We start from the raw sequence: 12,749 nt of genomic DNA on the forward strand, positions 1-12,749 counted from the left end.
GGAATGTTCCGGCCATCGAGATGATCCGGTCGGTGACGTCATTACACGGGGCGACCACAGCCCTCCGGAGGACTGCCCGATCCACCGGCGCTGGAACATCGCAAAGCTCTCGTCGCAGACCGGTCCGGCCGGCCGCCCGCGCCTCCATGACTGCGCCATGTTCCCTCCTGCTGTCTCAGCGCAGCCGTGCCTGCATCGTCGCGCGCATCACCGGCGCGGAAGCCCGGAGCGTCGATCCACCGCAGTTGTCCCTCGACGCTTGCACCGGCTCCGTAAACCGGCGAAAAACCGTTCGGCTTTGAACAAGGTGACCGGGATGACGGACAAGACATGGGCCTATGAGGACTTCGAGGTCGGGAAGGTGATCGACCTTCCCCCGCGCACGGTCGATGCCGCGGAAATGGTCGAGTTCGCTGCCGAATTCGACCCGCAGCCGATGCATCTGGACGAGGAGGCAGGCAAGGCGAGCATTCTCGGCGGACTCGCGGCGTCGGGCCTCTTCACCGCCGGGATCTTCATGCGAATGATGTGCGACGCCTACCTGCTCGATTCCTCGTCCCAGGGATCTCCCGGCGTCGACATGCTGAACTTCCGCAAGCCGCTGCTGGCCGGCGATACGCTGACGGGTCGCACGACCGTGCTCTCCCGCCGCGTCTCATCGTCCCGCCCCGGTCTCGGCTTCGTTTCGGTCAGGCACGAACTGTTCAACCAGCACGGCGAACTGGTCTGCGAAATGACCAACACCGGCATGTTCCTGCTGCGCAACCCCGGAGCTGCCGCATGAGCCTCGACCAGAGACTGGCGATCGGCGAGACGATCGTGCTCGGCAGCCACACCTTCGGCGCCGAGGAGATCAAGGCCTTCGCCGCGAAGTTCGACCCGCAGCGCTTCCACCTCGACGAAGAGGCTGCGAAAGCCAGCGTCTTCGGCCGCCTGTGCGCCTCCGGCTGGCATACGATCTCGACGTGGATGAAATACAATGCGGCGGCCATGCCCGCCATCATCGAACGATCGAGGGCATTCGGAGAAGCGATCGAGTTCGGCCCCGCGGCCGGCATCCGAGACCTGAAATGGCTGAAGCCTGTCTATGTCGGCGACACGATCACCTTCACCCGCAAGGCCCTCGGCCATCGCCCCCTCGCCTCGCGGCCCGGCTGGCGGATGGTGACCATGGAGAATGAGGCTCTCGCGCCGGACGGAACGGTGGTGATGCGCTTTTCGACGATGGTGCTGATGAAGACGGGCTGATCCTGCGGCGCCCGCCCCTACATGCCATAGTGCCAGCTGGGCTTCGGCTCCTTGCCCAGGAACTGGACACCGATCCGGTCGCCGTTGCGCCAGCGCAGGCTCGCGCGATAACCGATGCCGTCGGTCGGCACGTAGAGGAGGAAGGTCTCGGGAACGACCGTCGATGGCGGCAGGCGGATCTCGGCGCCATGCTCGTGCATGTTCCGGATCGTGCAGGAAATCTCGGAGTGTTTCAGGCCAAGGAGGATGGTCGCGCCCTTGAGAACGCGCCTTCGGTGTTCGCGGGCGCCATGGAGCGATGGTTGCGGGATCATCGGGAAGCTCTCGGCATTGCCAGGAGAGACTAGCCGCGATTCGTTAACCGGGCGTAAGGATTGCCCGCACAAAGAAGCGGCACGCGGCAACAAAATGCAATGATGACAACAACTTGGAATTGCGGCGCGCCTCTGTACAGCAAAGGCGCGTCCGAGGGTCAATGCCCCTCGAAGGCGATCAGCGTGCGCACATCGACGCCCATGGCCTCGAGCTTTGACCGCCCGCCGAGTTCGGGAAGGTCGATGACGAAGCACGCTGCAACGATGTCGGCGCCCATCTGGGTGAGAAGGCGACAGGCTCCTTCGGCAGTTCCGCCGGTCGCGATCAGGTCGTCGACGAGAATAACCTTTTCTCCGGGCGACACGGCATCGCGATGCATCTCCATCTCGTCGACCCCGTATTCCAGACTGTAGGCCACCCGCACCGTATCGTGCGGCAGCTTGCCCTTCTTGCGGATCGGGATGAAGCCCGCCGAAAGCTGGTGCGCTATCGCGCCGCCCAGAATGAAGCCGCGCGCCTCGATGCCGGCGATCTTGTCGATCTTGGTCCCGGCATAGGGATGCACGAGCTCGTCGATCGCCCGCCGGAAAGCGCGGGCATTGCCAAGCAGCGTGGTGATGTCGCGAAACAGGATACCTGGCTTGGGATAGTCGGGGATCGTGCGGATCGCCGACAGCAGCGTGTCCTGGAGGGTGGTGTTCATGGGCGCGTGCTCGGCTCGTCGGTCATTCAAAGGGGCGCCTTCCGGTGGAATCGCGCCGGCCCGCCTTGGTACAGGACTTGGCGGTGCAGGGATAGGACTTGTCGCCACGGCAGCGCAAGCCGACCTCCGAGCGCTCGGCGTGCGATCGATGGACCGCTGAGGGCGATACCGCCGGACCGAAGCGCGACGCCGCTCGGACCGGGTTCGCCGGCATCGCCGGAATGCCGAAAGGGGCGCCCCGGAGGACGCCCCTTCATCGTTCGTTTCGCGGACGGCAGCGCTCAGTGCGCCACTTCGGTCCAGACCTTGCGCTTGGTCAGATAGACCAGGCCTGCGAAGATCAGCAGGAAGATCATGACCCGGAAGCCGGTCTTCTTGCGCTCCTCGAGATGCGGTTCTGCCGCCCACATGAGGAAGGCCGAGATGTCGCGCGAATACTGATCGATCGTCTCCGGCGAGCCGTCCTCGTAGGTGACCTGGCCGTCGGAAATCGGCTGCGCCATCGCGAGCGACTTGCCGGCGATGAAGTACGGGTTGTAGTAGGTGCCCTCCGCGATCTCCATCCCCTCCGGCGGCTCCATTTCGTAGCCGGTGAGAAGGGCGTGGATGTAGTCGGGCCCGGACTGCGCGTACTGGGTGAACACGTCGAACACGAAAGTGGGAAAGCCGCGCTCCACCGCCCGCGCCTTGGCGATGAGCGAGAAGTCCGGCGGGGCCGCGCCGCCGTTCGCGGCGGCCGCAGCCGCCTCGTTGGGGAACGGCGACGGGAAGTGGTCCGACGGCAGCGCCGGCCGCTCGAACATGTCGCCGTCCGCGTTCGGTCCGTCCGTCACCGTGTATTCGGCGGCGATCGCCCGCACCTGCGCTTCGGAATAGCCGAGACCTTCCAGCGTCCGGAAGGTGACGAGGTTCATCGAGTGGCACGCGGAGCAGACTTCGCGGTAGACCTTGAAGCCGCGCTGCAGCTGGCCCTTGTCGTAGGTGCCGAACGGACCGGCGAAGGACCAGTCCATCTCCTGCGGCTTCAGGATGGGGAAATGCGTCGGCTCGGCGGCGCTGTGCCCGCCCCCTTCGGCAGCGGTGGCGACCGCCGCCGAAAACACCAGGCCGACCGCCGCCAGACCGCTCAGAATCGTCTTCATTCGATAAGTCCTTTCAGATTCCAAGGTCGGCTCAGACGCGCTTCTCGGGAGCGGCGGCGGCGCCTTCCGGCGTCACCGTCGCGCTGCCCCTGGTCTTGGCGAGCACGGCCTCGGTGATCGAATTCGGCAGGCGGCGCGGCGTCTCGATCAGGCCGAGCAGCGGCATGATGATGATGAAGAAGCCGAAATAGTAGAGCGTCGAGATCTGCATGGCCGGGATGTACCAGCCTTCGGCCGGCCGCGAGCCGAGCCAGCCGAGGAAGATGGCGTTGACCACGAAGACCCAGAAGAACAGCTTGTACCAGGGACGGTAGACCGCCGACCGCACCTTCGACGTGTCGAGCCAGGGCACCACGAACAGGACCGCGATGGCGCCGAACATGGCGAGCACGCCGCCGAGCTTCGAATCGATCGGTCCGATGTTGAAGGTGATGGCGCGCAGGATCGCGTAGAAGGGCAGGAAGTACCACTCCGGCACGATGTGCGCCGGCGTCTTCAGCGAATTGGCCAGGATGTAGTTGTCGGGGTGGCCGAGGAAGTTCGGGATGTAGAAGACGAAGTAGGCGTACACGGCCAGGAAGACCACCATCGCGAAGCCGTCCTTGATGGTCGCGTAGGGCGTGAAGGCCACCGTGTCCGTCTTCGACTTCACCTCGATGCCGGTCGGGTTGGTCTGGCCCGTCACGTGCAGCGCCCAGACGTGCAGCACCACCACGCCCGCGATCATGAAGGGCAGCAGGTAGTGCAGCGAGTAGAAGCGGTTCAGCGTCGGATTGTCGACGGCGAAGCCGCCGAGCAGCAGCTGCTGGATCCATTCGCCGACGAGCGGGATGGCGGTGAAGAAGCCGGTGATGACCGTGGCGCCCCAGAAGGACATCTGGCCCCAGGGCAGCACGTAACCCATGAAGGCGGTCGCCATCATCAGGAGGTAGATGATGCAGCCGAGGATCCAGAGCAGTTCGCGCGGCGCCTTGTAGGAGCCGTAGTACAGACCGCGGAAGATGTGGATGTACACGGCGATGAAGAAGAAGGAGGCGCCGTTGGCGTGCATGTAGCGCAGAAGCCAGCCCGAATTCACGTCGCGCATGATCTTTTCGACCGAGGCGAAGGCGAGCTCGGTGCTGGCCGCGTAATGCATGGCGAGCACCACACCCGTCAGGATCTGGATGACCAGCATGATGGAGAGGATGCCGCCGAAGGTGTAGGCGTAGTTCAGGTTGCGCGGCACCGGATAGGCCACGAAGCTGTCATAGACGAGCCGGGGCAGCGGCAGCCGCTTGTCCACCCAGCGTCCGATACCCGTGGAGGGCGTGTAGGTCGAATGTCCACCGGCCATGTTGTTCGCTCCCCTGGGTCTCAGCCGATCCGAATGGTCGTGTCGGAAATGAAGGAAAAGGTCGGTATCGGAAGGTTCGTCGGCGCCGGACCTTTGCGGATGCGGCCCGCCGTGTCGTAATGCGAACCGTGGCAGGGGCAGAACCAGCCGCCGAAGTCTCCGGCCTGGCCGAGCGGCACGCAGCCGAGATGGGTGCAGGAACCGATCATGACGATCCAGTTCTCGCGGCCTTCGCCGGCCGAGCGGTCGTCGCTGGTGGCGGGCGCATCCGCCGGCAGGTTGTCGTTGCGGGCGATCGGATCCTTGAGATCGGAGAGCGGCGTGCCGCGCGCTTCCTCGAGCTCCTGTGCCGTGCGGTTGCGGATGAAGATCGGCTTGCCGCGCCACTTGGCGGTGATCGACATACCCTCCTCGATCGCCGAAACGTCGACCTCGACGGTCGCCAGCGCCAGCGTGGAGGCGTCGGGCCGCATCTGGTCGATGAACGGCCAGGCGACCCCCGCCGCGCCCACGACGGCGGCGGTCCCGGTCGCGACGTACAGGAAATCCCTGCGATTGGGTTCAGTGGTGTCGTGTGCGCTCACGGGCCCTATTCCTCTCGCCACTCTTCGCCGGCGCGGGCTTCCGCATCCCTAGGTCGGGTGCCAGATCACGCAACCACGGCTACGCGACCGGCAGGAATCCCCCGGCGATTGGCGTGGTTTCTAGGCGCGATGCCTTATCTTGTCCATATGATAGCCATGAAGGTGGGCAGTTTGTCGCGGGCTTTTCGCAGCGTCGGCAAACGGATCGATCCGCTGCCCGCCCGCGATCGCGCAGGCGATTACCGCGCTCCCAGCCTCGCAAGCACCTCGCGCGGAATCCGGTAGTCCGCGATCACCTCGTGGTGGCGCCGGAAACCGCACAGTTCCCGCTGGATGAAATAGGCATAGACGGCATCGGCAGCCTGCACGACCAGGCGCCGGCGCGTCGCGTCGTCGCTGCCATGGGCAGCCAGCGCGGCGATCGCCCTCTCGACCTTTTCGCCGGCCCGCCCGAGCGAAGACGCCTTCTCTCCCATGATCTCGACGCCGAGCGGATCGAGAAAGATGTCCTGCGCCTTCAGATCGGGCGGTCGCAGTGACACGATCCGTCACTCCGCTGCCAGGCTGCCGGGCAGGAATCCGCCGGACTGCCGCTTCCACAGCTGCGCATAGAGGCCGTCGCGGGCGAGCAGGTCCACATGGGTGCCCTCTTCGACCACCCGGCCCCGATCGAGGACGATGAGGCGGTCGAGCGCGGCGATCGTCGAGAGGCGATGCGCCACTGCGATCACGGTGCGCCCCTCCATCATCCGGCCGAGATTGTCCTGGATCGCCGCCTCGACCTCCGAATCGAGCGCCGAGGTCGCCTCGTCGAGGATCAGCACCGGCGCGTTCTTGAGCATCATCCGCGCAATCGCGATTCGCTGCCTCTGGCCGCCCGACAGCTTCACCCCGCGCTCGCCGACATAGGCGGAGAACCCTTTGCGTCCTTTCGGGTCGCGCACGTCTGCGATGAAGTCCAGTGCTGCCGCCTTGCGGGCGGCATCCTCGATCTCGGCATCGCTCGCGCCGGGCCGGCCGTAGGCGATGTTGTCGCGGATGGAGCGATGCATCAGCATCGGCTCCTGGCTCACCACGCCGAACTGCGCCCTGAGCGACGCCTGGGTGAGCGTCCGGATGTCCACGCCGTCGAGCAGGATGCGGCCCTGCTCGACGTCGAACAGCCGCAGCAGGAGATTGACGATGGTGGTCTTGCCGGCTCCGGACGGGCCGATCAGGGCGACCCGCTCGCCGGGTCGGATGTGGAGGTGCAGGCCTTCGATCACGCCCTCCCCCCGGCCGTAGTTGAAGGTCACGTTCTCGAAGCGGATGTCACCCGAGGCGCGCGGTGCAGCCACCGCGCCGGGCTGGTCGCGGATCGCGGGCTCGACCGAAAGCGTTCCGGTGGCGTCCTGCACGGTGGCGTAGGAACGGATCAGGCCGTTGATGTTGAACATCATCCAGCTCGACATGTTGTTGAGCCGGAACACGAGGCCGAGCGCGGCCGCCACCGCACCGGTCGAAATCGTCCCGCCCGTCCAGCCGATCACCGCCAGCGCGCCGATGGCCGCCATCATCGCCCCGTTGAGCAGGTTCACGGCGGCACGCACGCTGGTGATGTTGCGCGTCAGCCGGGTCACGGCGCGGTAGTAGTTCGACAGCCCCTCGCGCACGAAGGCGTGCTCGCGACGGCCCGAATCGAACAGCTTCACTGCCATGATGTTGGTGAAGGAATCGACCATGCGGCCCGAGAAGATGGAGCGCTGGTCGGCGGTCGCGCGGCCGGCCCTGCGCAGTTCGGGCAACAGGTAGCGGATGATCAGGCCGTAGCCGGCACACCAGGCGAGCAGCACGACGCCCATCAGCGGATCCAGTGCGGCCAGAAGCGCCGCCGCCAGGAAGAGGAAGGTCACGAAGGACCAGATCGACTGGAGCACAGAGACGATGAAGTCGCCCACGGCCTCGCCGCCCTGCATGATCTTCTGCGCGATGCGGCCGGCGAAATCGTTCTGGTAGAACTCGTAGGGCTGTTCGATGACCCGCCGGAACGCCTGCCAGCGCACCATCGAGAAGAAGGCCGGGACGATGATCTGCTGCTCGACCAGCGCCGAACCGATCAGCACGGCCGACCGCACGACGAAGACGAGCAGCACCAGCGCGAGCAGTTCGGGCCAGTGTTCGGCGACGAGCAGCGCGGGGTCGGACCGGTCGAGCAGGTCCACGAGCCAGCCGATCGACCAGTACAGCGCGGCATCCACCGCGCCGACCAGCCCGCCCATCACGAGGAGCAGCACGAAGGGCCCGCGCGCCTGCCGCGCGAAATGGAGGATGAAGCTCCAGGCATCCTTCGGCAGCACCTCGCGATCGGTGTCGTGGAAGGGATCGAGCACCCCTTCCACGCGCCGCCAGAACCTCTCGCGGAGACCCGCCGTCTCGCCGTCGTCGTCGCTGATCGTCGTCATGTCGCCTTTCTGGAGGTGGTGTTCGGGGCCGCCGCGGCCGCGGCCCCGTGGTCGTCATTCGGCCGCCTGCGCCTCGCCCGCGTCAAGGAAGCCCCCCGACTGGTGCTCCCACAACTGGGCGTAAAGACCGCCGCGCGCGATCAGTTCCTCGTGCGTGCCCTCCTCGATCACCTGACCCTTGTCGAGGACGATGAGCCGGTCCATCGCCGCGATGGTGGACAGCCGGTGCGCGATCGCGATCACCGTCTTGCCCTCCATCAGCCGGTACAAGTTCTCCTGGATGGCCGCCTCCACCTCCGAATCGAGCGCCGACGTCGCCTCGTCGAGGATCAGGATCGGCGCGTCCTTGAGCATCACCCGCGCGATGGCGATTCTCTGGCGCTGGCCGCCCGACAGCTTCACGCCGCGCTCGCCGACATGCGCATCGAAGCCCTTGCGGCCCTTCGGATCGCCGAGCGTGGCGACGAAGTCCAGCGCTTCGGCCTTGCGCGCGGCCTCCAGCATCATCTCCTCGGTCGCGTCGGGGCGCCCGTAGAGGATGTTGTCGCGAACCGAGCGATGCAGCAGCGAAGTGTCCTGCGTCACCATGCCGATATTGGCGCGCAGGCTGTCCTGCGTGACCCGGGAGATGTCCTGCCCGTCGATCAGGATGCGGCCGCTCTCGATGTCGTAGAAGCGCAGGAGCAGGTTGACCAGCGTCGACTTGCCGGCACCCGACCGGCCGACCAGACCCACCTTCTCGCCCGGGCGGATGGTGAAGGCGAGCTTCTCGATCACGCCCTTCTGCTTGCCGTAGTGGAAGCGCACGTCGTCGAAGCGGATCTCGCCGCGTGGGACGTCGATCTCCTTCGCCTCCGGCCTGTCCTCGACCAGCCGCGGCATCGAGATCGAGTTGATGCCGTCCTGCACGGTGCCGATGTTCTCGAACAGCGCCGAGAGTTCCCACATGATCCACTGCGACATGCCCCAGAGCCGCAGCACCAGCGCGAGTGCCACCGCGATGGCCCCGACCGACACGGCCTCGCCGAGCCAGAGCCAGATGCCGACGACGCCGACGAGGAAGAGGCAGAGCGAGTTCAGCATGTAGAGCATGCCGTAGAGGCCGGTCACCAGCCGCATCTGCGCATAGACCGTGTCGAGGAAGGATCGCATGCCGTCGCGCGCGAACCCGGCCTCGCGGCGGGCGTGCGAGAACAGCTTCACGGTCTGGATGTTGGTGTAGCTGTCGACCACGCGCCCGGTCATCATCGAGCGGGCGTCCGCCTGTCGTTCGGCGACCTCGCCCATACGCGGGATGAAGTAGCGCATCAGGAGCACGTAGCAGACCAGCCATCCCGCGATCGGCACGGCCAGCCGCCAGTCGGCCGAGCCGACGATGACCAGCACGCCGAGGAAGTAGACGACGACGTAGTTCATCACGTCGATGAGCTTGATGACGCATTCGCGCACGGCCAGCGCCGTCTGCATCAGCTTGGTGGCGATGCGGCCGGCGAACTCGTCTTGATAGAAGGTCATCGACTGCTTGAGCAGGTAGCGGTGCACCTGCCAGCGGATGCGCATCGGGTAATTGCCCATCAGCACCTGCTGGTTGATCAGCGAATGCAGCGTGACCATCAGCGGCAGGCCGACGAGCACGAGCGCGGCCATCAGCGCCAGCGTCAGGCCCTCGTCGCGCAGGAACGTCTCCCGGTCGCGCACGGCCAGCCAGTCGACGATGTTGCCGACGAAGGAGAACATCCACACTTCCGTGATGGCGATCATCGACATCAGCAGCGCCGACGGCACCAGCCAGCGCCACGATCCTCTCGTGTAGTGCAGGCAGAAGGCGACGAGCGTCTTCGGCGGCTCCTGCGGCTCTTCGGCCGGGAACGGATCGAGGCGGGACTCAAACCAGCGGAACATGGCATTCGTCTTTCGAAACGGGGGCTTGCAACCGGGAGCGGACTCGCGTCGCGAGGCCGGCCCGCCCGGGCGCGCTGGCCTGCCGGAAGATGGAGGAAACGCGGCCCGAGGCAAGCGGATCAGCGAAGGGATCCCGCCACGGCCCTGTCAGGAGGTCGTCCGGCCAGGCCGGGCCGAAGGCGTCGGCCGGCCTGAAACCGTCGAGGGACCGGCGAGCCGGCCGATGGCGCAGAGGGTGATTCACGGCACGAAATCCTGTGGCGTCGGAACGGTGTCCGGCGGGATTCGGCGATGACGTCAGTCTGGGAAAGAAATCGTCGGGTCCGAAGCCGCCGTCAGAGCGGGCGCGCGTGGCGCGGGCAGAAACGGGATGGATACATGATGACGTCCATTCCTGCCTCCTTGGTTGGCGTTGACGACGCGACAGCCCATAGACTGCTTCGGGCCGTTTGGCTACCCGCTGCTCTGCGAATGCCAGCGGCGGCGGCCCGACCTGTTGCCGATGCGCCACGCCACGGAAGGAGACCGCCTTGCCAGACGACGTCCGCATCGCCCTGTTCCAACCAGACATTCCCGGCAACACGGGCGCCATCCTCAGGCTCGGCGCCTGCCTCGGCATCGCGATCGACGTCATCGGCCCGGCCGGCTTCGACCTGTCGGACCGCGCGCTGAAACGGGCCGGCATGGACTATCTGGAGATGGCCGCTCTCGTCCGCCACGACGACTGGGCAGCCTTCGAGGCATGGCGGAGGCAGACCGGGCACAGGCTGCTGCTGTTCACGACCAGGGCCACCCTGCCCTACACGCGCTTCGCCTACCGCCCCCGCGACGTGCTCCTCTTCGGCCGCGAAAGCGCCGGCGCACCCGACCACGTGCACGAGGCGGCCGACGAGCGCCTGCTGATCCCGATGCCCGGCGGCGGCCGCAGCCTCAACCTGGCGCTGGCGGCGGCGATGGCGGCAGGAGAGGCATTGCGGTAGAGCGAGGTCCTCAATCCGCCGTCGGCAGCCGGCGCATCGTGAACTCGATGACGTCTTCCGGGCGTTCGCACCAGCTTTCGATGGCGGTCCAGTAGGCCTGCTTGGGCCAGCGGTCGAACCACTCGCGCGCCTTGTCGCGGGCGGCGGTGCGCGGCAGCGCGTAGGTCTCGCGGACGAAGCCGTCGCGCGGCAGGCGGGCCGCATCGTTCGTACGGTGGCGGTCGAGCCGCTTCTTCAGTCCGTCGAGCGGCGGTCGTGGCGGTGTGCGCACAGAACCTCTCCTCGCTTGCTGTGGCTCGAAATCTAGGTGTCTGCCGCCCGGATTGCGAGTCATTTCTGATTCGCCGCCGTCCCGGACGGACCGTCCCCGCATCCGGGAAACCCGCAGCCCCTCCCCGGCGCGGACCGCGAGAATGCGGGCGGGGACACAGCCGCTTGCGGCGAACGGGCCGGTGGTCCTATGTCGTCCGTCGAGGAAAGAGAACGCGACGCGGAGGGACCCCATGCAGCGACCCGAGATACCGGCCGACATGCCCGAGGACATCGAAGCGGCGAAAGCGGCCGCGCGCGCCTGGTTCGAGGCCCTGCGCGACCGCATCTGCGCCAGCTTCGAGGCGCTCGAGGACGAGCTGACCGGGCCGCTCTCGGATCGCGCGCCCGGCCGTTTCGAGCGCACGCCCTGGCAGCGTGACGAGGGCAAGGGCGGCGGCGGGATCATGTCGATGATGCATGGCCGCGTCTTCGAGAAGGTCGGCGTGCACACGTCCACCGTCCACGGCGAGTTCTCGGCCGAGTTCCGCAAGCAGATGCCGGGCGGCGAGGAGAACCCGTCCTTCTGGGCCTCCGGCATCTCGCTGATCGCCCATCCGTGGAACCCGAACGTGCCGGCCGTGCACATGAACACGCGCATGGTGGTGACGGCCAGGCAATGGTTCGGCGGCGGCGCCGACCTGACGCCGGTGCTCGACCGTCGCCGCACCCAGGAGGATCCCGACACGGTCGACTTCCATGCCGCCATGCAGGCCGCCTGCGCGCGCCATGCGGCCGTCGCCGACTATCCGAAGCTGAAGGCCTGGTGCGACGAATACTTCTACCTGCCGCACCGCGACGAGCCGCGCGGCATCGGCGGCATCTTCTACGACTGGCTGCACTCGCCCGCCGAGACCGGCGGCTGGGACGCCGACTTCGCCTTCACCTGCGACGTCGGCGAGAGCTTCGCCGCGATCTACCCGACGCTCGTGCGCCGCAACTTCAACCAGGCCTGGACGGATCAGGATCGCGACGAGCAGCTCGTCCGCCGCGGCCGCTACGTCGAATACAACCTGCTCTACGATCGCGGCACCACTTTCGGCCTGAAGACCGGCGGCAACGTCAAGTCGATCCTGTCGTCCATGCCGCCGATGGTGAAGTGGCCGTAGGCATGGAAACCGGTATCGATCGATGCTATTTTCGATGCTGGACATCAGGAGGCGCCGGTGCGCACGACGGTCACCCTGGATGATGTGCTGCTCGAACAGGCGCAGCGTTTCAGCGGCATCAATGAAAGATCGGCGCTTATCGAGGCAGCCCTCAAAGCCCTTGTCGAACGTGAAGCGGCGAGACGCCTAGCCAAGCTTGGAGGTAGCCAGCCCGATCTGGAGATCCCGGACCGGCGGCGTCCCGCGGCAGAATGATTCTCGTGGATTCCGTCATCTGGGTCGATCACATCAGACAGGAACTGCCGAGGCTCAGCAGACTTCTGGATAACGGCGAGACTCTCTGTCACCCATTCGTCGTCGGAGAGATCGCGCTCGGAAGCCTGCGGGATCGTCAGTTCGTCCTCGAAAGCCTGTCATCGCTTCCGCAAGCCCCCCTTGCCGAACACGAGGAAGTTCTATTCCTCCTGGAAGAGCGGAAACTCTTCAGCTTGGGGATCGGATACGTCGACTTGCATCTTGTCGCTTCCTGTCTTCTGGCGCCCGGTACCTTGCTATGGACCCGTGATCGGCGACTGGATGCTGCTGCTTACCATCTGGGGATAAAGTATCTGCATGGCTGATCCCGCAGCACCGCGGCCGTCCAGGCCACGAGGCGAAGCAACAAAACGCCGCATCCTGTG

Annotated in this window: 15 protein-coding genes; 6 read left to right on the top strand and 9 right to left on the bottom strand. The window is 66.2% G+C overall.

The features are described from left to right. The first annotated feature begins 316 nt into the window (after window positions 1–316). Both IAI54_RS10325 and IAI54_RS10330 read left to right on the top strand, forming a co-directional pair. Window positions 317–784, top strand: a complete 468-nt coding sequence (locus IAI54_RS10325) for a MaoC family dehydratase (RefSeq protein WP_187972256.1) — start codon at window positions 317–319, stop codon at window positions 782–784. Continuing rightward, a complete protein-coding gene (locus IAI54_RS10330; protein WP_187972257.1) occupies window positions 781–1,248 on the top strand; it encodes a MaoC family dehydratase in 468 nt (155 codons plus the stop codon). Before IAI54_RS10325 ends, IAI54_RS10330 begins: the two co-directional genes overlap by 4 nt. A gap of 17 nt (window positions 1,249–1,265) precedes the next feature. Here IAI54_RS10330 and IAI54_RS10335 read toward each other — a convergent pair whose 3' ends face one another. The 8 genes from IAI54_RS10335 to IAI54_RS10370 form a co-directional block, all read right to left on the bottom strand. Then, window positions 1,266–1,562 (bottom strand): PilZ domain-containing protein, encoded by a 297-nt coding sequence (locus tag IAI54_RS10335; RefSeq protein ID WP_187972258.1) that lies wholly within the window; start codon window positions 1,560–1,562, stop codon window positions 1,266–1,268. 158 nt (window positions 1,563–1,720) lie between these two features. Further along, window positions 1,721–2,266 (bottom strand): adenine phosphoribosyltransferase, encoded by a 546-nt coding sequence (locus tag IAI54_RS10340; protein WP_187972259.1) that lies wholly within the window; start codon window positions 2,264–2,266, stop codon window positions 1,721–1,723. A gap of 281 nt (window positions 2,267–2,547) precedes the next feature. Next, entirely contained in the window at window positions 2,548–3,408 is an 861-nt protein-coding gene (locus IAI54_RS10345) for a cytochrome c1 (protein WP_187972260.1), read from the bottom strand. Window positions 3,409–3,439: 31 nt separating this feature from the next. Further along, window positions 3,440–4,744: a cytochrome b gene (locus IAI54_RS10350; protein ID WP_187972261.1), complete on the bottom strand. Its 1,305-nt coding sequence runs from the start codon at window positions 4,742–4,744 to the stop codon at window positions 3,440–3,442. A gap of 20 nt (window positions 4,745–4,764) precedes the next feature. Next, window positions 4,765–5,328, bottom strand: a complete 564-nt coding sequence (gene petA / locus IAI54_RS10355) for a ubiquinol-cytochrome c reductase iron-sulfur subunit (protein WP_187972262.1) — start codon at window positions 5,326–5,328, stop codon at window positions 4,765–4,767. A gap of 239 nt (window positions 5,329–5,567) precedes the next feature. Further along, window positions 5,568–5,870, bottom strand: a complete 303-nt coding sequence (locus tag IAI54_RS10360) for a DUF6665 family protein (protein WP_187972263.1) — start codon at window positions 5,868–5,870, stop codon at window positions 5,568–5,570. 6 nt (window positions 5,871–5,876) lie between these two features. Beyond that, the gene (locus tag IAI54_RS10365; RefSeq protein ID WP_187972264.1) at window positions 5,877–7,769 is read right to left on the bottom strand and encodes an ABC transporter ATP-binding protein; all 1,893 of its coding nucleotides are present in this window, start codon (window positions 7,767–7,769) and stop codon (window positions 5,877–5,879) included. A gap of 54 nt (window positions 7,770–7,823) precedes the next feature. After that, window positions 7,824–9,671, bottom strand: a complete 1,848-nt coding sequence (locus IAI54_RS10370; protein WP_187972265.1) for an ABC transporter ATP-binding protein — start codon at window positions 9,669–9,671, stop codon at window positions 7,824–7,826. A gap of 530 nt (window positions 9,672–10,201) precedes the next feature. Between IAI54_RS10370 and IAI54_RS10375 the strand changes: the two genes are divergently transcribed. Beyond that, a complete protein-coding gene (locus IAI54_RS10375; protein WP_187972266.1) occupies window positions 10,202–10,651 on the top strand; it encodes a tRNA (cytidine(34)-2'-O)-methyltransferase in 450 nt (149 codons plus the stop codon). A gap of 10 nt (window positions 10,652–10,661) precedes the next feature. Here the strand turns inward: IAI54_RS10375 and IAI54_RS10380 are convergent, their stop codons facing one another. Then, window positions 10,662–10,922, bottom strand: a complete 261-nt coding sequence (locus tag IAI54_RS10380) for a hypothetical protein (RefSeq protein WP_187972267.1) — start codon at window positions 10,920–10,922, stop codon at window positions 10,662–10,664. A gap of 232 nt (window positions 10,923–11,154) precedes the next feature. On the opposite strand from IAI54_RS10380, the gene hemF reads away from it, so the two are divergent. Genes hemF through IAI54_RS10395 form a run of 3 tightly spaced genes read left to right on the top strand, consistent with a single transcriptional unit; the run spans window position 11,155 to window position 12,689 of the window. Further along, window positions 11,155–12,069, top strand: coding sequence for an oxygen-dependent coproporphyrinogen oxidase (gene hemF, locus IAI54_RS10385; protein ID WP_187972268.1), 915 nt, complete (start codon window positions 11,155–11,157; stop codon window positions 12,067–12,069). 57 nt (window positions 12,070–12,126) lie between these two features. Continuing rightward, entirely contained in the window at window positions 12,127–12,324 is a 198-nt protein-coding gene (locus IAI54_RS10390; protein WP_187972269.1) for a type II toxin-antitoxin system VapB family antitoxin, read from the top strand. Then, window positions 12,321–12,689, top strand: coding sequence for a type II toxin-antitoxin system VapC family toxin (locus IAI54_RS10395; RefSeq protein ID WP_187972270.1), 369 nt, complete (start codon window positions 12,321–12,323; stop codon window positions 12,687–12,689). Before IAI54_RS10390 ends, IAI54_RS10395 begins: the two co-directional genes overlap by 4 nt. Window positions 12,690–12,749 lie beyond the last annotated feature (60 nt).

The organism is Aquibium microcysteis (genome assembly GCF_014495845.1).
Taxonomy (GTDB): Bacteria; Pseudomonadota; Alphaproteobacteria; order Rhizobiales; family Rhizobiaceae; genus Aquibium; species Aquibium microcysteis.